Genomic DNA, 20,945 nt, shown 5'->3' on the forward strand with positions numbered 1-20,945 from the left:
TTTTTATATGTTGTGTGCAGCCTAGTGCTGCGGAAAAAAGGATTGAACCATCGCTACCGAATTTCGTGATCGTCGCCACCGTGAAGAGCGCAAACACCGCTTAAACCGTGAAATCATGGCCCCTGAGGTGCGCGTTAGCGGCCCAGATAACGAGCCTTTAGGCATCGTGTCATTGATGGAGGCGTTGCGCATGGCGGGTGAACTGGACGTGGACTTGGTTGAGATTTCTCCCAATGCCGCCCCCCCAGTTTGTCGCCTGATGGACTACGGCAAATTCAAGTACCAAGAGCAGAAAAAAGCTGCTGAAGCCAAGTCCAAGCAAAAAGTCATTGAAGTTAAAGAGGTGAAGTTTCGCCCCGGCACAGACGACGGCGACTACAACATCAAGGTGCGTAATATCCGCCGCTTCCTCGAGGATGGCGACAAGTGCAAGATCACGCTGCGTTTTCGCGGTCGTGAAATCACGCACCAAGAATTGGGCTTGGCCTTGTTGCAGCGTTTGCGCGACGAGTTGGCCGACGAAATTATGGTGGAGCAATTCCCCAAGCTGGAAGGCCGCCAAATGGTCATGATGATTGCACCGGCGCGTAAAAAGCCCGGTGGCAATAAGCCTGCAAAGGCCGCACCTGAAGGTGCAGCCCCAGCAGCCGCTGAAGCAAAAGCTGAGTAAGCTTTTAGCGACTGGCGCAGCAGTATTTGCACGCAAGTGCGAACGGGTAGGTTGTAAGACCTGCCAACCACAACCGGCAGCGGTGAGGCCTTAGGGGTTTGTCGCTGTTGTGTTGAATAAGTGTCTCGGGGCCAACAAGTCTGTGGAAGGTTCACAGCGCCTCACGAGCACAATGTCAAAGGAGCATAAAAATGCCCAAGATGAAAACTAAGAGTGCGGCTAAGAAACGTTTCCGCGTTCGTCCAGGTGGCACCGTTAAACGCGGTCAAGCCTTCAAACGTCACATCCTGACCAAGAAGACCACTAAAAACAAGCGTCATTTGCGCGGTGCAACCAATGTAGCGAAGTCTGACTTAGGTCATATCGCTGGCATGATGCCCTTCGCAGGCCTGTGATTTAACGACGAACAAGGAGAAATACTATGCCTCGCGTCAAACGTGGTGTTACGGCTCGCGCCCGCCACAAAAAAGTCTTAGCCCTTGCCAAAGGTTTCCGCGGTCGCCGCGGTAATGTCTACCGCATCGCCAAACAGGCGGTGATGAAGGCCGGTCAATACGCATACCGTGACCGTCGCACTAAAAAGCGCGTGTTCCGTCAGTTGTGGATTGCCCGTATCAACGCCGGTGCACGTGAATTGGGTCTGACATACAGCCAGTTTGCCAACGGCTTGAAAAAGGCAGCGATTGAGATTGACCGCAAAGTGTTGGCCGATCTGGCCGTACACGACAAAGCGGCGTTTGCCAGCATTGTTGAGCAAGTTAAAGCCAAATTGGCCGCTTGATGCAACGCGCACAGCCCGCTAACTAGTTAGTGGATTGCGTGCAAACGAATTGGGGCTAAGCAGCGATGCTCTAGCCCCTTTTTATTGCTGGTCTGCACAGACATAATTTTTGATGGCTCTATACCAACGGCCCTAGAGGCACTAGATACCGATGAACGACTTGGACGCTTTGGTGCAAACGGCTGCAGCGCAGTTTGCACAAGCCAACACCCCCAACGATCTTGAGAACGCCAAAGCGCAGTTTTTGGGCAAAAGTGGTCGTGTTACCGAATTGATGAAAGGCATGGCGGCCTTACCGGTAGACGAGAAAAAAGCGCAAGGCGCCCTGATCAACCAGGCCAAGCAAGCCATTGAGGCAGCACTGTCCAGCCGCAGAGCAGCGCTGGCGCAGGCTGAGCTGGACAAGCAACTCAAGGCCGAGGCTTTGGACGTGACACTACCCGGTCGTAGCCAAGGAGCAGGGGGATTGCACCCGGTCAGTCTCACCATTGAGCGCATAGAGGCTATTTTTGGCTCCATGGGTTTTGACGTCGCAGACGGCCCTGAGATTGAATCAGACTGGTTCAATTTCACCGCACTCAATACGCCAGCGGACCATCCGGCGCGCTCAATGCACGATACCTTTTACGTTGAGCAAGTGGTGCAATCCGAGGATGGTCAGCCCAACTTGCTGCGCACACACACAAGTCCCATGCAAATTCGCCATGCGGTGCAACATGTCAAGCGACACCGCGCAGCACTGGATGCCGGCGAGGCCATGCCAGAAATTCGTGTGATTGCACCAGGGCGTACCTACCGTGTAGATAGCGATGCCACGCACTCACCCATGTTTCACCAGTGCGAAGGCTTGTGGATTGGCGAGAACATCAGCTTTAAAGACTTGCGCGTGGTCTTTACCGAGTTTTGCAAAACTTACTTTGAGTCTGATGACTTGGTGCTGCGCTTTAGACCTAGCTTCTTCCCGTTCACCGAGCCAGGCGCTGAGGTCGACATTCAGTTTGCCAGTGGCCCTTTGGCCGGCAAGTGGCTTGAGGTGGCCGGTTGTGGGCAAACCCACCCAGATGTGGTGCGCAACATGGGCCTAGACCCAGAACGCTTTATCGGCTTTGCGTTTGGCATGGGTCCAGACCGTTTGGCCATGCTGCGCTACGGCGTGAATGACTTGCGCTTGTTTTGACGGCGATTTGCGTTTTTTGAGCCAGTTCCAGTAAAGCAGCTTGAGTTTTTTGCGCCAGTGGCGCATACCGCGTGACTTGTCACACAGTTTGAATTTTTTGCGTTCGAGTAGCCCCTATGCAATTTCCAGAATCTTGGTTGCGTGAGTTTTGCAACCCACCACTAAACACCCAACAACTTGCCGACACCTTGACCATGGCTGGTCTGGAAGTGGAAGATATGCAAACTGCTGCACCCGCATTCAGCGGTGTGGTGGTGGGCGAAATTGTGTCTGCCGAGCAGCACCCAGACGCTGATCGCTTGCGCGTTTGCCAAGTGAATGTGGGTGCGGCTGAGCTGCTCACCATTGTGTGTGGCGCACCCAACGCGCGCGTTGGCATTCGCGTGCCAACCGCCACTGTTGGTGCTTTGCTGCCGCCGGGCAAAGACGGCAAGCCGTTTGCCATCAAGGTGGGCAAGCTGCGTGGTGTTCAAAGTTACGGTATGTTGTGCTCAAGCGTTGAGCTGGGTATTGACTTGGATGGCGAAGGCTTGATGGAGTTACCCGCTGATGCGCCGCTTGGCCAAGACCTGCGAGCCTATCTGGACCTGGACGACACCATATTTACGCTTAAGCTCACGCCCAACCTGGCGCATTGCTTGAGCGTTCAGGGCGTGGCCCGAGAGCTTAGCGCCGTTACTGGCGCGCCGCTGGTGCAGCCGCAGTTCCCAAGCATTGCGCCTGTCCACAACGACACGCTAAACGTGGTGGTACAAGATACCGATTTGTGTGGCCGCTTCAGCGGACGCGTGGTGCGTGGAGTTAACACGCAAGTGCAAACGCCTCAATGGATGGTGCGCAAGCTGGCACGTTGTGGCCAGCGCAGTGTGGCCCCATTGGTGGATATTTCAAACTACGTCATGTTTGAGCTGGGGCGTCCATCACATATTTTCGACCTTGACACAATTCACGGCGGTTTAACCGTGCGTTGGGGCCAGCCGGGTGAACAGCTCAAGTTGCTCAATGGCAACACCGTAAGCCTTGATGAGTCGGTCGGTGTGATCGCCGATGAGCAATCGGTCGAGTCTTTGGCCGGCATCATGGGGGGCGACGCGACCGCCGTGACCGATGCCACCACCAATATTTTCATCGAGGCCGCGTTTTGGTGGCCCAAGGCCATTGCTGGGCGCTCACGTCGCTTCAACTTCTCAACAGATGCGGGCCATCGTTTTGAGCGCGGTGTGGATCCCCAGTTAACGGTAGAGCACATTGAGCGCATCACTGCGTTGGTGTTGTCCATATGTGGCGGACAAGCTGGTCCCATAGACGACCAACAAGTCAACATGCCTACCAACCCCACAGTGCGTTTGCGCGTCGCTCGTGCCAGCAAGGTTATTGGCATGGCCGTGACTGAGGCGCAATGTCTGCAAGCCTTGTCTTTGTTGGGAATGACGGTCAAGGTGGTTGAGCCCGGGGTGCTTGACGTGGTGGCACCGTCGCCACGCTTTGACATCCACCTCGAAGAAGACTTGATTGAAGAGGTGGTGCGCATGGTGGGCTTTGACAAACTGCCCACTACCGCGCCCCTGGCGCCTACGTCGCCCAAGGTACGCTCAGAACGAAAGCGTGGCCAATACGCCCTGCGTCGATTGGTGGCTCAGCGCGGTTACTTTGAAACCATCAACTACAGCTTTGTTGAGGCACGCTGGGAGGCTGAGCTGGCGGGTAATGCAGATCCCATCAAGCTGCTAAACCCCATAGCAAGCCAGCTTAGCGTGATGCGCTCAAGCTTGTTGGGCAACCTGGTGCAAGTGCTCAAGTTCAATCTAGACCGCCGTGCCTCACGTGTGCGCGTGTTTGAATTGGGCCGCGTGTTCAAGAAGAACCCTGCAGTTGTTGACAGTGACACCACGGTTGCAGGCTTTGACCAGCCCATGCGTTTGGCGGGCCTGGCCTTTGGTCCCAACCAGCCTACACAGTGGGGTGTGGCTGAGCGCGACGTTGACTTTTACGACGTGAAGGCAGATGTTGAGGCTTTGTTGGCGCCGCTCAAGCCTGAGTTTGTAGCTGCCACACATCCAGCACTTCACCCGGGTCGTTGTGCCCAGGTGTTGTTAGACGACCAAGCCATTGGCTTTGTGGGCGAGTTGCACCCGCAGTGGCGTCAAGGCTACGACCTACCCAAAGCGCCAGTGCTGTTTGAGTTGGACTTGGACGCCTTGCTGGCCAGACAGTTGCCCAAGGCGCAGGTGGTCTCACGCTTGCAGCGCGTTGAGCGCGACTTGGCGGTGTGGGTGGCTGAGGCCGTGACACACGACCAAGTCATGGCGGCCGTTAACAGTGCCCAAACGCAAGGCTTGCTCAAGAGCGCCAGCCTGTTTGACATCTACCGCCCCAAACCCGTGGACGGGGTTGCCAGTGCGCGCAAGAGCATGGCCATTCGTCTGAGTCTGGGCTCTGACGAGGCGACCTTGACAGACGAGCAAGTTGAAGTGGCTGTGGCCGGTGTGTTGGGCGCTTTGCAAAAAGAGGTGGGTGGCGAGTTACGCGCTTGAATGCGTATTGGCCGATAAGCTTTTGTAAGCCATCAGTTCTAGGTCGACTGGCTGTCACCTGGTGCAGGTAAGGTGTTGAACCGATTGGGTAAAATCAATCTCCCAAGTTGTGAGTGTAGTTATGGAATTTGCGTTTGAAAGCTTAGAAACCCCGGCGCTGACCAAAGCAGCGTTGGCCGATATGTTGTACGACAACATTGGCTTGAATAAGCGCGAAGCCAAAGACATGGTAGAGGCCCTGTTTGACTTGATCACAGAGCAATTGGTCAGCGGCGAAGACGTCAAGATCACTGGTTTTGGCAACTTTCAAATTCGCTCCAAGTCACCACGTCCGGGGCGCAATCCACGCACTGGGCAGCCTGTGCCCATTGCCGCGCGTCGCGTGGTCACATTTCACGCCAGTCCAAAGCTTAAAGACCAAGTACAAGCGGGCGTAGCCAGCTTGGCATAAGCCCTTGGTTTTCAGTTTTTAAAGGTGCACAACAACTTCACTGGCGTTGTGTCAGATTTGCTGTAAAGTCATGGCCTTGGCGAATTTTCTTCGTGTTTCATCGACGACCCGCCAGCACCTTGCACCAGATTGTTAATGGAACAAACACTCCCATCCATACCAGCCAAGCGCTACTTCACCATTGGTGAGGTTGGCGAGCTGTGCGGCGTCAAGCCGCACGTGCTGCGCTACTGGGAGCAAGAGTTCACGCAGTTGCGCCCCATGAAGCGCCGGGGCAACCGACGCTACTACCAGCATCACGAGGTGTTGATGATTCGGCGCATTCGTGACTTGCTGTACGAACAGGGCTTTACCATCAGCGGTGCGCGCAACAAACTGCAAGAGCTGGTACATGTGCAGCGCAATGCACGTAAGCAAGCGTCCCCAGACCTGGCCGATGCAGCGCTTGGGCAAGATGACGCCAATGCGTTGGTAGAGCAGGCTGCGATGAATTTGTACAACGCCCCGCTTGCCATGTCCAACAGCCATGACTTGGTGGGCTTGCGCGCTGAGTTGGTTCGCATACGCGACATTCTGACCCTGGACCTGTAGGTCTAAAAATAAACCAGGTGGGTGCTCAGTTGCTGACAGTCAGCACGTTATAATCTGTGGCTTGTCGGCGTGTGGCGCAGCCTGGTAGCGCACTTGCATGGGGTGCAAGGGGTCGCGAGTTCGAATCCCGCCACGCCGACCATTATTGAAAACCCGCAGTTCTTACGAGCTGCGGGTTTTTTCTTGTGTGGTTCTGATCCAACAGACAGCCCACGACAAAGACTTGCATTTGTGCATATTCAAGGGGGTAGACCCAAATCCACTAGGGTTGGTTGCTTTTAGTATTTATAGTTGTTCGCAATCCTCACTGACATAACTAGCAGAGCCGCCCAGCGGCCCAACACCTTTATGACCCAACCCCCAAGCCCGGCGCACGTTAACCAACACAGTATCAAAGCACGCCTGTTGCGTTTGCGTGACCTGGAGCGTGAGCTTAGCGAACCCACAACCTTGCTGGGCAGACGCTATATGGTGTTAATCGCCATGACCATCGTGGCATCCATCTTCTTTTTGTTTATTGTTGATGAATACCCCAGTTGGTTTCCTACCAACAGTTTGCAAATTTTTATCCCCGAGTTGCTGATTTTTGTCATCTTTACGGTGGACTTCATACTGCGCATAACCGTAACCAAGCTGAGCAATTGGCGTGCCGTCTTGCTGCTGTTATGCGACGCTCTGGCGATTGTGCCGTCGGCCATGGTGGTGTTGGTATTTATGGATGTGGTGCCAGCTGCGCACATTGATTCGCTGGTATTGCTGCGTTTGTTCAGGCTGTTGCGCGTTGTGAAGTTGCTGCGCGTGAGCAACATCATTGGTGAGGTATTTGGCGCTTCGGTGTTCAGTTTGGTATTTGGCGCCATGGCCGCCCACCTGGGTTTGCGCGTGTTGTTTGTAGAGGTCAGTCGGGTGAGCTCATTTGACTTGTACGCCTTCTTTGATCGGCCTGTGCTGATGTTGGCGGTGAGTGCTGTGGGCTATGTGTTTGGCATTGCGCTGGCTATTACCTTTGGCATCGTAAAGCGCAAGCAAATGGAAATCACCGAGCTACACCGCACAGCGCTTGATGCACTGAATGCCGTTGAGTATGACTTTCAAACAGTGCTAAAAGATGCGGCAGATCAGGCTGAGGCCAACGGTAGGCGCCCGGATTTTGAGGGTTGGCGTTTGCAGTTGTCGCACTACTTGCAAGAAGAGTTGAGCTACGAGGCCATGAAGGCCAGCACCAATCAGTTATTGGCCAATATTCGCGACGTGGTGGCCACGCGTCCAAGCATGGATGTGCCGTTTCACGCGGTGCTGACGCAGCGTATGTCGGCCTTCCTGACCAGAACCCAAGTGTGTTTTCACCCGGCGTTTTACGACTGGCTTAAACGCATTGCCAACCTGTACTTTGTATTGGTGATGCTGGCCGCACCCGGGCTGACCGGGCTTGGCGCACAGTTGTTGGTGATCTTTGTCTTCCAAGGTCTGGTCGTCATCATTGATGACATGGATCACTCAGTCGACAAAGCCGTCACCATCTTTAATTCCAAAATTTTGGACGTTTAAAGTTTAATTTGCGCAATCATTTCAATTTCAACGCACGCGCCCATGGGTAGTTGCGCCACACCAAAAGCGCTGCGCGCGTGTGCGCCGACTTCTGGGCCAAACACCTCGCCCAGCAACGCTGAGCAGCCATTGGTCACAATGTGTTGATCGGTGTAAGTGGGTGTGGAGTTCACCAGGCTCATCACCTTGACGATGCGCACCACTTTGTTCAGGTCCCCTCCCACGGCGGCTTGCAGTGTGCCCATCAAGTCAATGGCAACAGCGCGAGCAGCGGCCGTGCCAGTTGCCGTGTCTGTGTCCTTACCCAATTGGCCAACCCAAGCGACGCCATTTTGCTTGGCGATATGGCCGCTTAAAAACACCATGTCGCCGGCGATGGTAAATGGCTTGTAGGCCGCTGCGGGTACGGATACGGGCGGCAGTTCAATGCCGAGTTCTTGTAGTTGCGTGTAAACACTCATAGTGATCTCCGTTTGCGGGTGCTAGGTTAAAAGCGCTCATTCTAGACTTGGCGTGCGATGTGTATCGCTGTGTAAGCGGCTGCACTGTTCAGTTTGTGGGCTTACACCATGTTGCACCATGACCTACATACTGCGGCTTTGTATCGCCTAGCGCATTGGCCTGGCGCTTTACTGTTCGGCGCGCCTACGGCTTGGATGGCAGGTGTGGCCACGCTCATGTTTCAGCCTGACTTGTGGTCGGCGTGGTGTTACAGCGTATTGCTTGCTTTGGCGCTGCTGCTGTTGGCTTGCTGCTTATGCGACTCATGCGGCTTTTTTCACGTTGCTCAATCACGGTTAAGCCCGTGGTCTAGCTTGCTGGTGAGTATGTTGGCCCTGGCTTTTTTGGGATTTGCCAGCACAGGGCTGCGAGCCACTCACCGCCAAGCCTTGGGGATTGACCCAAGCATGGAAGGCACAACCGTGTGGGTACGTGGACGCATAGCATCGCTGGTGCACAGCGACGAGCTTGCAAAGCGCTGGCAGTTTGAGGTGTCGCATGTCAGCACGGTTGCGCCAGACGCTGGCGCTGAGCCTGATTGGTCAGGCGATCAATGGCAAGCGTGGCCAACAATGATTGCATTGTCCTGGTACCACGGCGCTAGGGGCGGCAAGGCCTCTGCGCCTTTGCCAGAGCTGCTTGCCACGCAGCAGTGGCTGCTGCCTGTTCGTCTTAAAGCACCGCATGGCAAGCGAAACCCATTTGGCTTTGACTGGGAGCTGCACGCCTGGAGCCAAGGCTTGAGTGCGGTGGGCTACGTGGCCAGTCGGGTAAATCAGCAGGCCCAATTGTTGGCGCCTGCGCGCAACACCGGCTGGCTGGCATGGCGCGCGGATACCAAGAAGCGCATTGGCGCTGCCTTGGCCAGCAGTCCGCGTGTTGCTGGCTTGTTGAGTGCGCTTGTAGTGGGTGACCAAGACGCCATTGCCAGCGCAGACTGGGACTTGTTCAGAGACACAGGTGTTGCCCACTTGGTCAGTATCTCTGGTTTACATGTGACCATGTTTGCATGGCTGGCACACGCCTTGTTGTGGGGCTTTTGGCGTGTGCTGGGGGTTCGTCTAATGGGTCGCGCCAACGCACCAGTGCCCATTGCCGTTGGTGCAGCGCTTGGTGCGTTGGCTTATGCATTGTTTGCGGGTTGGGGCGTTCCCGCTCAGCGCACGGTATTGATGTTGTTCGCATGGGCTGCGTTAAAGGTCTTTGGCCTACGTTGGTCGTGGCCTGCGGTGTGGCTTTGTGTGTTGGCAGTGGTTGCGGCTTGGGATCCGTGGTCCGTGCTCAGTGCTGGCTTTTGGCTGAGTTTTGTGGCGGTGGCTGCGCTGCTGGGAGCTGTTGACCGGCAGCCTAGCGTGGCCGTTGACGTGCCGCTGTCAAAGCGCATGCTTGCAAGCCTGATGGCCTTGTGGCGGGTGCAGTGGCGCTTGAGCCTGGTGCTGGCGCCACTGACGTGGTTGTTGTTTGGCCAGGTATCTGTAGTGGGTACGTTGGTGAACTTGCTGGCCATACCGCTTGTGAGTTTTGTGGTGTTGCCGCTGGCCATGGTGGGCTTGTTAGGTGGTGTAACGCAATGGGCTTGGCAGTTGCTGGTGCCTATTGTGCAAGCCGCATTGGCGGGGCTGCAGTGGGCGCAACACTTTGCATGGGCGGTGGCGCAGCCTGCTGCCTTGCCAAGCTGGCTGGGTGTGAGTGTGGCTTTGTCTGTGTTTGTCATGGCCGCACCTTGGCCCATACGTTGGCGTTTGCAGTGGGCATGGGTGGTAGTGGTGGCGCTGTTGTACACGCCGCCTCGGCCTGCCAGCGGCAACTTTGAGATGCTGGCGTTTGACGTGGGGCAAGGCAGTGCTGTGCTGTTGCGTACGCATCGCCACAGCTTGTTGTTTGATGCTGGTCCCAGGTATGCCGGTGGTTTTGACACAGGCATTGGCGTGATCGTGCCGCACCTGTTGGCAACGGGCGACCACTTGGACGCAGTGGTGTTGAGCCATGCTGATAACGATCATGTTGGCGGCAGCGCTTCTGTGCTTCAGTCTGGGGTGGCTGAGGGCGCTGTTGTGTGGTCGTCGTTTGCACCACCGCCTGATGCCAGCCACACCTACCAAGCGTGCAGGGCAGGCAAGCGTTGGCAGTGGGATGGCGTTTGGTTTGAATGGATGCACCCCGGCGCAAGGTCCAACAGCACGACGTGGCCACGCATCAGCAGGTCACAACGCAACGCGCAGTCGTGCGTACTAAGGGTGAGCAATCAACAAGCCGTGGTATGGCTGATGGCGGACGCAGGCGTTGCGCAAGAACGCGCAATCATGGGGCGCTTGGGCGAGCAAGGACAAAGCGCTTTGCCCACGGTGTTGGTGGCAGGCCATCATGGGGCGGCTACGTCCACCAGTGCTGCGTGGCTGAACTATGTCAGGCCCAATTGGGTGGTGATGCAAGCGGGCTACCGCAACCGTTACGCACATCCAAGCGCCGCTGTGCTGCGGCGCTTAAGCCTGCTTGCATCAAAGTGGCACATGCAGTGGCAAGATACCGTTCACTGCGGTGCGGCCACCTGGCGCAGCAGCCAACCCCGTCAGCTCGGTTGCGAGCGTGAGATGCGCCCAAAGCATTGGCAACACAGGCCTTGAGGCGCTTGCGCTGGCGGCTACCTGCATGCACAAAAGCTCCCCGGTCTGACCGGCCACGCGGCTATCGCATGCTGTTTTCTACAGCTTGCCCCAAGTGAATAACCGCTAAGGCGTAGTAGCTGCTCCAGTTGTAGCGGGTGACCACATAAAAATTGTGTGTGCCAGCAACATAGGTGGGCTTGCCTTTGGCGTTGTCCAGTCGCACCAGCGCCAGCTTGTCTTGATGGGCCAGCCCGTCCTTGCGCAGGCGCGCGCCGTTGTTGTGCAGGTAGCTCGCACTAAAGCTGGGCACTATGTCTGGTGCCAGCAGTTCTGCAAGGGCAGGGCTTTTAGGGTCAACCTTTACGCGGTAGTGCGTGGGCATATCGGTTTGCCAGCCAAAGGCTTTGAAGTAGTTGGCCACTGAGCCAATGACATCGGCTTGGCTATTGAGCAAGTCAATGTGGCCGTCCTTGTCAAAGTCCACAGCAAACCTTTGCCAGCTGGAGGGCATGAACTGTGGCCAACCCAGTGCACCGGCATAGCTGCCTACCCATTGCTCTATCGGCTTGTCTTGTGCGCCTGCGAGTTTTAAAAACGCGGCCAGCTCATCGTTGAAAAACGCTTGGCGCGCTGCCCATTTGGGGTGCGCTTTGGGAAAGTCAAAGGCCAAAGTGCTCAGCACATCCAGCGTTGCAAAGTCGCCTTTGTGCTGGCCGTACAAGCTCTCTACACCAATGACGCCGACTATCAACCATGCTGGAACGCCGTAGATGGCTTGCGCACGCCGCAGCGTTTGTGCGTTGGCTCGCCAAAACGCGCGCCCCGCCTTCAGGCGCACAGGCTCTACAAAGCGTGCGCGGTAGCTGCGCCAATCTTTCTTGAATGTTGTGGGCGCTGGTGTGACCAGCTTTATCACGCGGTCTAGCTTGTTGGCAGCACCAATGGCAGCCAGGGCTTGCTGCGGGTTTACGCCATTGGCATTGGCCCAGTTGGTGGCAAACGCCATAGCGTCTTGACGCGTGGCGTAGTGGGCCTGGGTGCGCTCGGTGCGCAGCTCAAGGCGGGCTTTTGCTGGCGCAGCAGAAATCGCAATGTGGGGCTCAGTGGGCGCGCTGGTGGCATGACTGGTGCAAGCCAGCAAGCCGTAACATGCCAAGCCCGCCAAACGCCGCCTGAGCGTTGCAAGGTCCGATGCCGGTAGCTGCGGTGCACGGATGGGCTCAAATACGCTGGGCAACAAGGTGGCGGGCAAAAGAGTGCTTTCTAAAACTACTGGCTGACAAGCGTTATTGTGTCTCAAGTGACAATGCTTGATGGCCTGCAGCAGCTTTGAAGGTGTCAGTTTGTGGGCAATTTGTCGTGCTAAGCTGCCCATCCATGGTGCAATTGAATCCTCACGACGCGTCAGCCAGCGCTGCCAACCCATCTGCAAAAAAGCCTGCACAGGGTCTTGTGGGGCATTATGTAGAGGCCTTGTTGCCTCAGCTTGGAGGTGTGTCCAGGTCTCACGGTACAGGCTTGCTCAGTCACAGCGACTGCCGCTTACACGACATGGGTGCAAACCACCCCGAATGTCCGCAGCGCTTGAGCGCCATAGACGACCGTTTGCTCGTTACCGGTGTGGCAGACGCCCTGGTGGCTTTAGATGCGCCATTGGCTCATATCAATGACTTGCTGTTGGCGCATACGCCAGAGCACGTGGACAACATACTGAGCCACTCACAGCGCTTGGCAACCGCGTTGAAAGATGTGAGCGGTTTGAGCCATCTCCAAATTGACCCCGACACACTGATGAATGCGCACACGTGGCAAGCGGCCTTGCGTGCGGCCGGTGCGGCCATGGCCGGCGTTGATGCCGTCATGAATGGGTTGCTGGCCAATGTGTTTTGCGCCACCAGGCCGCCCGGACACCACGCCAAGCGCGCCCAAGCCATGGGTTTTTGCTTTTTCAGCAATGTGGCCCTGGCGGCGCGCTATGCCCAAGCGGTGCACGGCGTGCAGCGCGTGGCCATTGTTGACTTTGACGTGCACCACGGCAATGGCACGCAAGACGTGGTGCAAGGTGTCAGCGGTATCGAGATGTTCAGTTTTTTCCAGCACCCGTTTTACCCGTACGACGAGCCCTTTGACGGCAGCGCCAATTTGCACAATGTGCCGGTGCCAGCATACGCTGCCGGCGAAGCCATACGAAACATAGTGACCGAGCAGTGGCTGCCTGCACTGCATGCGTATCAACCCGAGTTGCTGCTTGTTAGTGCGGGCTTTGATGCACATCGAAACGATGACTTGGCGCAATTGGGTTTGGTCGAGGCCGATTACGCCTGGATCACAGAGCAGCTGGTGGATGTGGCCAACGCCTATGGCAAAGGGCGCATTGTGAGTTGTCTGGAGGGTGGGTATGACTTGGGCGCTTTGGCCAACAGCGTCGAGGCCCATGTGCGCGTACTGGCAGATTTGGCTTAGCGCCACAGCGCAATCTACAGGCTAGGCTGCCGTGTGCAAGCGCAGCCGTAGCGCCCCGCAGTTGAGGGCACAATGCGGTGTACGTCTATCCGTTTTCAGCGTATTTACTAAGCCACATACATGCAAAAAGTAACTTCTCCTTCGGCCAATGCACCGGCCAGTCTATCGGTGTGGTTAGACCAATTGATGCTGCCTAACGTACTGTTTGAGTGCGCAGCGCTGGTGTTGTGTGGTTTGTTGTCGTGGTATGTCGTGCGGGCCTTGCGCCGCAGTCTGGAATCGGCGCCTGAAGAAAACGGCGTGCTGCTGGGGCGCATAGGCCTTGACGGTGCGTTGTTTCCCATGCTGTGGCTATTGCTGACTGTGGGCGCGCGCTTTGCCCTGAGCATGCAGATTCCCATCACGTTGCTGCTTGTTGCCATTCCCATGCTGATGGCCTTGGTGGCCATACGCCTATCCGTGAAGATTGTGCGAGCGGTGTTTCCAGACTCACGCTGGGCGAGGCGTTTGGAGCGCACGGTGTCATGGCTGGTGTGGCTGTTGCTGGTGCTGTGGGGGACAGATTTATTGCCGTCAATGCTGAGTGAGATGTCTGACCTGAAGTTCTCGCTAAGTGGTACAGAGATCAATTTGCGCCAAGTGATGGAGGGCGTTTTAACAGCAGGTTTGGTGTTGATGCTGGCCATGTGGGTGTCGGCTGCCATTGATCACAAGCTGTTATCCAACGCGCAGGGTGGCGAGTTGTCGGTGCGCAAAGCCATCAGCAACATGATTCGCGTGGTGCTGCTGTTTGTGGGTTTGATGGTGGCCTTGACGGCGGTTGGAATTGATCTCACCGCGCTGTCTGTGTTGGGTGGCGCTATTGGTGTGGGTATTGGCTTTGGCCTGCAAAAGCTGGCTTCCAACTATGTGAGTGGCTTTGTTATTCTGGCTGAGCGCAGTCTGCGCATTGGCGACATGGTGAGCGTGGACGGCTTTGAAGGTGCTATCACCGATATTCGAGCGCGCTACACCGTGATTCGCTCTTTGCTGGGGCAAGAGTCCATAGTGCCCAACGAAATGTTGTTGATCAATCGTGTGGAAAACCTGTCCTTGGCGGATACGCGCATATGGCAGTCAACCACAGTTGGTGTGGCCTATGACAGCGATGTAGACAAGGTCAGCGCGTTGTTGCTCAGTGCTGCAACCTCGCAGCAAAGGGTCTTGACCGAGCCCGCACCAAGCGTGTCTCTGGTGGAGTTTGGCGCCGACGGCTTGATCTTTAGAGTGGGCTACTGGATAGCTGACCCGGAGAACGGCCGCATGAATGTGTTGTCCAGCATCAACTTCGAAATTCTGAGGCTGCTGCGCGAGCACGGTATTGAAATCCCTTATCCCCAGCGTGTTGTTCATCTCAAGCGCGACACCCAGGGCTGACACTTACCTTATAATTCAAAAAAAGCACGGTCGTTCGTTTTTAGTGACCTGCAACTGATACACTTGAAGATTAGATTGACGTTTACGTAAACGTCAATCCTTATCCACTTATCATCAGCCATTTGTGTCTATTGCTCAATCAGGAGTGTCGTTATGAAAGTTTTAGTCCCAGTCAAGCGCGTTGTTGACTACAACGTCAAGGTCCGCGTGAAGTCAGACGGCTCTGGCGTTGACATCGCCAACGTCAAGATGAGCATGAACCCATTTGACGAGATCGCAGTTGAGGAAGCCGTACGCTTGCGCGAAAAGGGCGTGGTAACTGAGGTTATTGCTGTGTCTTGCGGCGTCACCCAATGTACCGAAACCCTGCGTACCGCCATGGCCATAGGCGCTGACCGTGCCATTTTGGTTGAGACAGACGCCGAGTTGCAGCCCCTGGCCGTAGCCAAGCTGCTGAAGGCACTGGTGGACAAAGAGCAACCTGACTTGGTGATTTTGGGCAAACAGGCCATTGACGACGACAGCAACCAAACAGGCCAAATGCTGGCCGCCTTGGCAGACTGGCCGCAGGCCACGTTCGCCAACAAAGTTGAAGTGGCAGACGGTAAAGCCACGGTCACACGCGAAGTAGACGGCGGTCTGGAGACCTTGGCTATTCAGTTGCCAGCGGTTATCACCACCGACTTGCGCTTGAACGAGCCACGCTATGTCACGCTGCCCAACATCATGAAGGCAAAAAAGAAAACCGTGGATACCTACAAGCCAGAGGAGCTGGGTGTGGACGTAGCCCCTCGCTTGAAGACCCTCAAGGTTGCAGAGCCACCCAAGCGCAGCGCCGGCATCATGGTGCCAGACGTTGCCACGTTGGTAGACAAGCTGAAAAATGAAGCCAAGGTTCTGGGCTAAGCCGCCCGCCGCTGACTCCAACCACTATTTATAGAGAAGACACCGTTATGACCGCTCTCGTAATTGCAGAACACGACAACGCCTCTATCAAGGGCGCTACGCTGAACACCGTGACCGCCGCGCTGGCCTGCGACGGCGATGTGCATGTGCTGGTAGCAGGACACAATGCAGCCGCAGCCGCAGCCGCAGCCGCACAAATTGCAGGTGTAGCCAAGGTGCTGCACGCTGAAGATGCGTCGTTTGAGCACGGACTGGCTGAAGCTGTGGCGGCACAAGTGCTGGCAGTGGCTGGCAGCTACGGCCATATTTTGTTTCCAGCGACCGCATCCGGTAAAAACATTGCACCGCGCGTAGCCGCCAAGCTGGATGTGGCGCAAATCTCTGACATTTCCAAAGTCCTTGCGCCAGACACCTTTGAGCGCCCGATTTACGCAGGCAACGCCATTGCCACCGTGCAAAGCACAGATGCCACCAAGGTCATTACCGTGCGCACGACCGGTTTTGACGCCGCTGTAGCTACAGGCGGTTCAGCTTCTACAGACTCAGTCGCCGCGGCAGCGGGGTCTGGCAAGTCCAGCTTTGTGGGCAGCGAAATCGCCGCCAACGACAGGCCAGAGCTGACTGCGGCCAAGATCATTGTGTCTGGTGGCCGCGCTTTGGGCAGCGAAGAAAAGTTCAATGATGTGATGATTCCCTTGGCCGACAAGCTGGGCGCAGCCGTGGGTGCAAGCCGCGCCGCCGTTGACGCAGGTTACGCCCCCAACGACTGGCAAGTGGGCCAAACCGGCAAGATTGTGGCCCCACAGTTGTACGTTGCCGCAGGTATCAGCGGCGCCATTCAGCACTTGGCAGGTATGAAAGACAGCAAGGTCATTGTTGCCATTAACAAAGATCCAGAAGCGCCCATCTTTGGCGTATCTGACTACGGCCTTGAGGCCGACTTGTTTGAGGCCGTACCCGAGCTGACCAAGAGCCTTTAAGGCGCGGGGCAAAAGGCGCTGGTTGTTCAGCGCTTTTTTTGCCTGAAACGCCACCCGTAAATTGATATTTGGAGACTGAAGATGACCTATAAAGCCCCCGTACAAGACATGCTCTTCAACATGCGCCATGTGGCTGACATTGAAGCCGTGGCGCAAATGCCAGGTTTTGAAGATGCTGGCTTTGAGACCGCACAAGTTGTGCTCGAAGAGTGCGCCAAGTTCAACGAAGAAGTATTGGCCCCGCTGAACTGGGCAGGGGACATCAACCCCAGCCATTGGGACAATTTTGAAGTCAAAACCACGCCCGGCTTCAAAGAGGCATTCAAGTTGTACGGCGAGGCGGGTTGGCAAGGCCTGCAACACCCCACAGACTTTGGTGGACAAGGCTTGCCCAAAACAATTGGTGCGGCTTGCGGCGAGATGTTGAACTCAGCCAACATGAGTTTTGCGCTGTGCCCATTGCTAACTGATGGCGCCATTGAGGCACTCATTACAGCGGCCAGCGACGATTTAAAAAATACCTACCTGGAAAAGCTCATCAGCGGCCAGTGGACTGGCACCATGAACCTGACTGAGCCGCAAGCCGGCTCGGATCTCGCGCTGGTGCGCACAAAGGCTGTGCCTCAACCAGATGGTACTTACAAAATATCAGGCACCAAAATTTACATCACCTACGGTGAGCATGATATGGCCGAGAATATTGTGCATTTGGTGCTTGCCCGCGTAGAAGGGGCACCCGCAGGTGTAAAGGGAATCAGCCTGTTTGTGGTGCCCAAATTCATGGTGGTTGAGGGGGCGCTTTGGGCGCGCGCAATGATGTGAAGTGCGTGAGCATTGAGCACAAAATGGGCATCAAGGCCAGCCCAACCGCTGTGTTGCAGTTTGGTGACGCGGGTGGCGCCACTGGCTTTTTGGTCGGTGAGGAAAACCGTGGCCTGGAGTACATGTTCATCATGATGAACGCGGCGCGCTATGCGGTGGGTGTGCAGGGTATAGCCATTGCTGAGCGTGCCTACCAAAAGGCGGTGCAGTACGCGCGTGACCGCGTGCAAAGCCGCCCTGTGGATGGCTCTATGAACCAGTCCGCCCCTATCATTCACCACCCTGATGTCAAACGCATGCTCATGACCATGCGTGCCTACACAGAAGGTTGTCGCGCTTTGGCCGCATCTGCGGCTGCAGCCTTTGATGCCGCGCATGGTCACCCCGACGCGGCGGTGCGCAAAGACAACAAGGCGTTTTACGAGTTCATGGTGCCGCTGGTCAAGGGTTTCAGCACCGAAATGAGCCTGGACGTGACCAGCCTTGGCGTGCAAGTGCACGGCGGTATGGGCTTTATTGAAGAAACTGGCGCGGCGCAGTACTACCGCGACGCCAAAATTCTCACCATTTACGAGGGCACCACAGCCATTCAGGCCAACGACTTGGTAGGACGTAAAACCGCGCGTGACGGCGCCCAGCAAGCCAAAGCCCTGGCCGCACAGATTGAGGCTACCGAGCAAGCCATGCTGGCCAATGGTGATGCGTCGGCCAAAGCCTTTGCCCAGCGCCTGTCTGAGGCGCGTGTTGCCTTTGTAGAGGCTGCAGAGTTTATTGCCATCAACGCCAGTGCCAACCCCAACGCGGCTTTTGCAGGCAGTGTGCCTTACCTCATGCTCACGGGCAATGTCATGGCAGGCTGGCAAATGGGCAGAGCCATGTTGGCTGCGCTGGCACTCAAGGCTGCAGGTGATGAGTCATTTGGTGCGGGTTTTGTAGATGCCAAACTGGTCACCACACGCTTTTATGCAGACCACATACTGTCTAAAGTGCCTGCATTGCGTGACAGCATTGTGAGCGGCGCAGACAGCGTGAATGCCATGGCGCTAGAGGCTTTCTGACGACGACAGGCCAACACACTCTTATTACTTTTTGGAGACACCATGAGTTCTACTAAACGCACACTTCCTGGCGCATTGGCGCACTTGCCATTTCCAGTGATTGGCTCACCGCTGTTCATTATCAGCAACCCCAAGCTGGTGATTGCCCAGTGTATTGCCGGCGTTGTAGGCTCAATGCCGGCGCTGAATGCAAGGCCCAAAGAGCAACTCGAGGAATGGCTGATTGAAATTACCGAGGCTTTGGCCGCACACAATGCAGCGCATCCAGACAAGCCCGCTGCGCCGTTTGCCATTAACCAGATTGTGCACAAGAGCAACGACCGTCTTGAACATGACATGGCCATGTGCGTGAAGTACAAGGTGCCAATCATCATCACCAGCTTGGGCGCGGTTGAAGACATCAACAGTGCCGCGCACAGCTACGGCGGCGTGGTGTTGCACGACATCATCAACAATAGGCATGCACACAAAGCCATAGACAAAGGCGCTGATGGCTTGATTGCTGTGGCTGCGGGCGCTGGCGGTCATGCTGGTGTGAAAAGCCCTTTTGCATTGATCTCAGAGATTCGCCAATGGTTTGACGGACCAGTGGCATTAAGCGGCTCTATCTCAACAGGCCAAGGCGCGTGTTGGCCGCGCAAGCCATGGGTGCCGACTTTGCCTACATGGGCTCCGCCTTTATTGCCACTGAAGAAGCGCGCGCCACACCTGATTACAAGCAAGCCATTGTGGACGGCAACAGTGATGATATTGTGTACAGCAATCTGTTTACCGGCGTACATGGCAACTACCTGGCACCCAGTATCAAGGCCGCGGGCCTGGACCCAGCCAATTTGCCTGACAGCGACCCCTCTGCCATGAACTTTGGCGGCGACGCTAAAAAGGCCTGGAAAGACATATGGGGCTGTGGTCAAGGCATTGGCGCTGTTGACAAAGTGCAAACAGCGGGTGAGTACATTGCGCAATTAAAGGCTCAGTACGCACAAGCTAAAAGTGCATTGCTGTGATACTGCACTGAGAAAAAACGCACAGACTGACCCAGCACAAACGTGACATTGCCCGGCTGAACCGGGCACCCATGATGATCGACATAGCGCGCCATGAACGCTCGGTGCGCGTTCGATGCGCGTTTGGGCCTGGTGGTGAGCGCTTACAGGCCTGCTCTAAGTGCTGCCAGCAGCTTCTGTCCAGCACGCCCAGACGCTTCATGCTCCAGGCGTTGCTGCTCCAGTTTGATAGCGGCCTGGCTTCTGGTGCCCAGTGCGCCGTCTACTTCGCCTATGTCGTGTCCGCGTGCCAGCAATAGCGTTTGCACCTCGCGTTTTTCGGTGCGACTCAATCCTGCGTCATCAGTAGGCCAAGGCGTCGCGAACACACCCTGTCCGCGCAAGCGGTCTGACAAGTGGGCAATCGCTAGGCCGTAGCTCTCAGAGGCGTTGTAGCTGTAAATGGCCTTGAAGTTGTTCAGCAATAAAAACGCGGGGCCGTTATCACCAGCTGGCAATAGCAAGGCGGCATTTGTGTCGTTGTCAATACCACCACCTATCAAGTGTGAGCCATCAACGCGGCTAAGGCCTTGCCCCACCCAATAAGACATGCCACGCATGGACTTGCGCCCGGTCACACCTGGCGTGCCTTTGTTGAGCTTGACTTCAAAGCCCCATGTCTGGCCAGCCTTCCAGCCTGCACGCTTTAAAAAGTTGGCGGTGGAGGCGAGGGCGTCTATTGGGTTGGTGATGAGGTTGCGTTTGCCGTCACCATCGCCGTCAACTGCCAAACGTAAAAACGTGGATGGCATGAACTGCGTTTGCCCAAAGGCTCCAGCCCACGAGCCTTTGAACAACGCACGCTCAAAGTCACCCGCTTGCACAATTTTGAGTGCAGCCACAAACTCGCCAGAGAAAAAGTTCTGGCGTCTACCCATGCAACTCAGTGTTGCCAGCGACTCAACAATATCGCGCCCACCCGTGTTTTGCCCGTAGTTGCTCTCAACACCCCAAACCGCCACTATGGTTTCTTGGTCAACGCCGTATTGCTGGGCTATGGCAGCGAGCTCGGTTTTGTATTGCACCAACATGGCTGCGCCGTCTGATACCCGCTCATCGTCCACAAGGCTGGCCAAATAGTCCCAAATAGGCAGTTTGAACTCTGGCTGGTAGTTGAGCTTGTCCATCAATTCAGGCTTGGCCATTACGCCTTGCATGGCTTGGTCAAACGTAGCGTTGGTCACACCTGCTCGCGTTGCTTTGCTGCGCAGTTCATTGATACAACTTTGCGCCAGCGGCTGGTCGGTCTGTTGGGCATGAACCGTAGAGATGGCCAGTGCCGATGCGATTGCTAAAAGGGCATGGCGTGCTGATAAGCGAGAGTGTGTAGTCATGCTTTTAATCATAAAGAAAAAGCCACTGACGTTGGCATCGGTGGCTTGTTCGTTGCCCATA

Annotated in this window: 15 protein-coding genes, 1 tRNA gene and 3 pseudogenes; 16 read left to right on the forward strand and 3 right to left on the reverse strand. The window is 56.0% G+C overall.

Annotation, left to right across the window (positions count from 1 at the left end; genetic code table 11):
* Positions 1-115 precede the first annotated feature (115 nt).
* From infC to LN050_01490, 9 genes and pseudogenes are all read left to right on the forward strand, one after another.
* Positions 116-670 (forward strand): translation initiation factor IF-3, encoded by a 555-nt coding sequence (gene infC, locus LN050_01450; GenBank protein UFS56568.1) that lies wholly within the window; start codon positions 116-118, stop codon positions 668-670.
* Positions 671-861: 191 nt separating this feature from the next.
* The gene (rpmI, locus tag LN050_01455) at positions 862-1,065 is read left to right on the forward strand and encodes a 50S ribosomal protein L35 (GenBank protein ID UFS56569.1); all 204 of its coding nucleotides are present in this window, start codon (positions 862-864) and stop codon (positions 1,063-1,065) included.
* Positions 1,066-1,091: 26 nt separating this feature from the next.
* Entirely contained in the window at positions 1,092-1,451 is a 360-nt protein-coding gene (rplT, locus tag LN050_01460) for a 50S ribosomal protein L20 (protein UFS56570.1), read from the forward strand.
* A gap of 151 nt (positions 1,452-1,602) precedes the next feature.
* Positions 1,603-2,662 (forward strand): annotated as a pseudogene (gene pheS, locus LN050_01465) (phenylalanine--tRNA ligase subunit alpha).
* A gap of 82 nt (positions 2,663-2,744) precedes the next feature.
* The gene (gene pheT, locus LN050_01470) at positions 2,745-5,162 is read left to right on the forward strand and encodes a phenylalanine--tRNA ligase subunit beta (protein UFS56571.1); all 2,418 of its coding nucleotides are present in this window, start codon (positions 2,745-2,747) and stop codon (positions 5,160-5,162) included.
* 121 nt (positions 5,163-5,283) lie between these two features.
* Positions 5,284-5,613 carry an integration host factor subunit alpha gene (locus tag LN050_01475; protein ID UFS56572.1) on the forward strand — a complete coding sequence of 110 codons (330 nt, stop codon included), beginning with the start codon at positions 5,284-5,286 and terminating at the stop codon, positions 5,611-5,613.
* A gap of 135 nt (positions 5,614-5,748) precedes the next feature.
* Positions 5,749-6,204 (forward strand): MerR family transcriptional regulator, encoded by a 456-nt coding sequence (locus LN050_01480; GenBank protein ID UFS56573.1) that lies wholly within the window; start codon positions 5,749-5,751, stop codon positions 6,202-6,204.
* 65 nt (positions 6,205-6,269) lie between these two features.
* Positions 6,270-6,346, forward strand: a tRNA-Pro gene (locus LN050_01485).
* Between the two features lie 206 nt (positions 6,347-6,552).
* Complete coding sequence (locus tag LN050_01490; GenBank protein UFS56574.1) at positions 6,553-7,752, forward strand: hypothetical protein; 1,200 nt, start codon at positions 6,553-6,555, stop codon at positions 7,750-7,752.
* On the opposite strand, the gene LN050_01495 is transcribed toward LN050_01490, so the two are convergent.
* Positions 7,749-8,213, reverse strand: coding sequence for a RidA family protein (locus LN050_01495; protein ID UFS56575.1), 465 nt, complete (start codon positions 8,211-8,213; stop codon positions 7,749-7,751). The two genes, LN050_01490 and LN050_01495, sit on opposite strands and share 4 nt — an antisense overlap.
* 108 nt (positions 8,214-8,321) lie before the next feature.
* On the opposite strand from LN050_01495, the gene LN050_01500 reads away from it, so the two are divergent.
* Positions 8,322-10,877 carry a DNA internalization-related competence protein ComEC/Rec2 gene (locus tag LN050_01500; GenBank protein ID UFS56576.1) on the forward strand — a complete coding sequence of 852 codons (2,556 nt, stop codon included), beginning with the start codon at positions 8,322-8,324 and terminating at the stop codon, positions 10,875-10,877.
* Between the two features lie 61 nt (positions 10,878-10,938).
* On the opposite strand, the gene mltB is transcribed toward LN050_01500, so the two are convergent.
* The gene (mltB, locus tag LN050_01505; GenBank protein ID UFS56577.1) at positions 10,939-12,111 is read right to left on the reverse strand and encodes a lytic murein transglycosylase B; all 1,173 of its coding nucleotides are present in this window, start codon (positions 12,109-12,111) and stop codon (positions 10,939-10,941) included.
* Positions 12,112-12,410: 299 nt separating this feature from the next.
* On the opposite strand from mltB, the gene LN050_01510 reads away from it, so the two are divergent.
* The 6 genes and pseudogenes from LN050_01510 (at position 12,411) to LN050_01535 (ending at position 19,511) form a co-directional block, all read left to right on the forward strand.
* Entirely contained in the window at positions 12,411-13,322 is a 912-nt protein-coding gene (locus LN050_01510) for a histone deacetylase family protein (GenBank protein UFS57290.1), read from the forward strand.
* Positions 13,323-13,442: 120 nt separating this feature from the next.
* Positions 13,443-14,738 (forward strand): mechanosensitive ion channel, encoded by a 1,296-nt coding sequence (locus LN050_01515; protein ID UFS56578.1) that lies wholly within the window; start codon positions 13,443-13,445, stop codon positions 14,736-14,738.
* A 153-nt stretch (positions 14,739-14,891) separates the two neighbouring features.
* The gene (locus LN050_01520; GenBank protein UFS56579.1) at positions 14,892-15,644 is read left to right on the forward strand and encodes an electron transfer flavoprotein subunit beta/FixA family protein; all 753 of its coding nucleotides are present in this window, start codon (positions 14,892-14,894) and stop codon (positions 15,642-15,644) included.
* Between the two features lie 47 nt (positions 15,645-15,691).
* Positions 15,692-16,624, forward strand: coding sequence for an electron transfer flavoprotein subunit alpha/FixB family protein (locus LN050_01525; protein UFS56580.1), 933 nt, complete (start codon positions 15,692-15,694; stop codon positions 16,622-16,624).
* Positions 16,625-16,705: 81 nt separating this feature from the next.
* Positions 16,706-18,504 (forward strand): annotated as a pseudogene (locus LN050_01530) (acyl-CoA dehydrogenase).
* Between the two features lie 42 nt (positions 18,505-18,546).
* A pseudogene (locus LN050_01535) lies at positions 18,547-19,511 on the forward strand (nitronate monooxygenase family protein).
* A 143-nt stretch (positions 19,512-19,654) separates the two neighbouring features.
* On the opposite strand, the gene LN050_01540 reads toward LN050_01535, so the two are convergent.
* Positions 19,655-20,944: a lytic murein transglycosylase gene (locus LN050_01540; protein ID UFS56581.1), complete on the reverse strand. Its 1,290-nt coding sequence runs from the start codon at positions 20,942-20,944 to the stop codon at positions 19,655-19,657.
* Position 20,945 lies beyond the last annotated feature (1 nt).

The sequence above is a fragment of the Comamonadaceae bacterium M7527 genome, assembly GCA_021044545.1.
Classification (GTDB): domain Bacteria; phylum Pseudomonadota; class Gammaproteobacteria; order Burkholderiales; family Burkholderiaceae_C; genus RS62.

Coding starts and splice junctions, on each gene's coding strand:
- infC (UFS56568.1), top strand. CDS start 116: ATGGCCCCTGAGGTGCGCGTTAGCGGCCCAGATAACGAGCCTTTAGGC.
- rpmI (UFS56569.1), top strand. CDS start 862: ATGCCCAAGATGAAAACTAAGAGTGCGGCTAAGAAACGTTTCCGCGTT.
- rplT (UFS56570.1), top strand. CDS start 1,092: ATGCCTCGCGTCAAACGTGGTGTTACGGCTCGCGCCCGCCACAAAAAA.
- pheT (UFS56571.1), top strand. CDS start 2,745: ATGCAATTTCCAGAATCTTGGTTGCGTGAGTTTTGCAACCCACCACTA.
- LN050_01475 (UFS56572.1), top strand. CDS start 5,284: ATGGAATTTGCGTTTGAAAGCTTAGAAACCCCGGCGCTGACCAAAGCA.
- LN050_01480 (UFS56573.1), top strand. CDS start 5,749: ATGGAACAAACACTCCCATCCATACCAGCCAAGCGCTACTTCACCATT.
- LN050_01490 (UFS56574.1), top strand. CDS start 6,553: ATGACCCAACCCCCAAGCCCGGCGCACGTTAACCAACACAGTATCAAA.
- LN050_01495 (UFS56575.1), bottom strand. CDS start 8,213: ATGAGTGTTTACACGCAACTACAAGAACTCGGCATTGAACTGCCGCCC.
- LN050_01500 (UFS56576.1), top strand. CDS start 8,322: ATGTTGCACCATGACCTACATACTGCGGCTTTGTATCGCCTAGCGCAT.
- LN050_01510 (UFS57290.1), top strand. CDS start 12,411: ATGGGTGCAAACCACCCCGAATGTCCGCAGCGCTTGAGCGCCATAGAC.
- LN050_01515 (UFS56578.1), top strand. CDS start 13,443: ATGCAAAAAGTAACTTCTCCTTCGGCCAATGCACCGGCCAGTCTATCG.
- LN050_01520 (UFS56579.1), top strand. CDS start 14,892: ATGAAAGTTTTAGTCCCAGTCAAGCGCGTTGTTGACTACAACGTCAAG.
- LN050_01525 (UFS56580.1), top strand. CDS start 15,692: ATGACCGCTCTCGTAATTGCAGAACACGACAACGCCTCTATCAAGGGC.
- LN050_01540 (UFS56581.1), bottom strand. CDS start 20,944: ATGGGCAACGAACAAGCCACCGATGCCAACGTCAGTGGCTTTTTCTTT.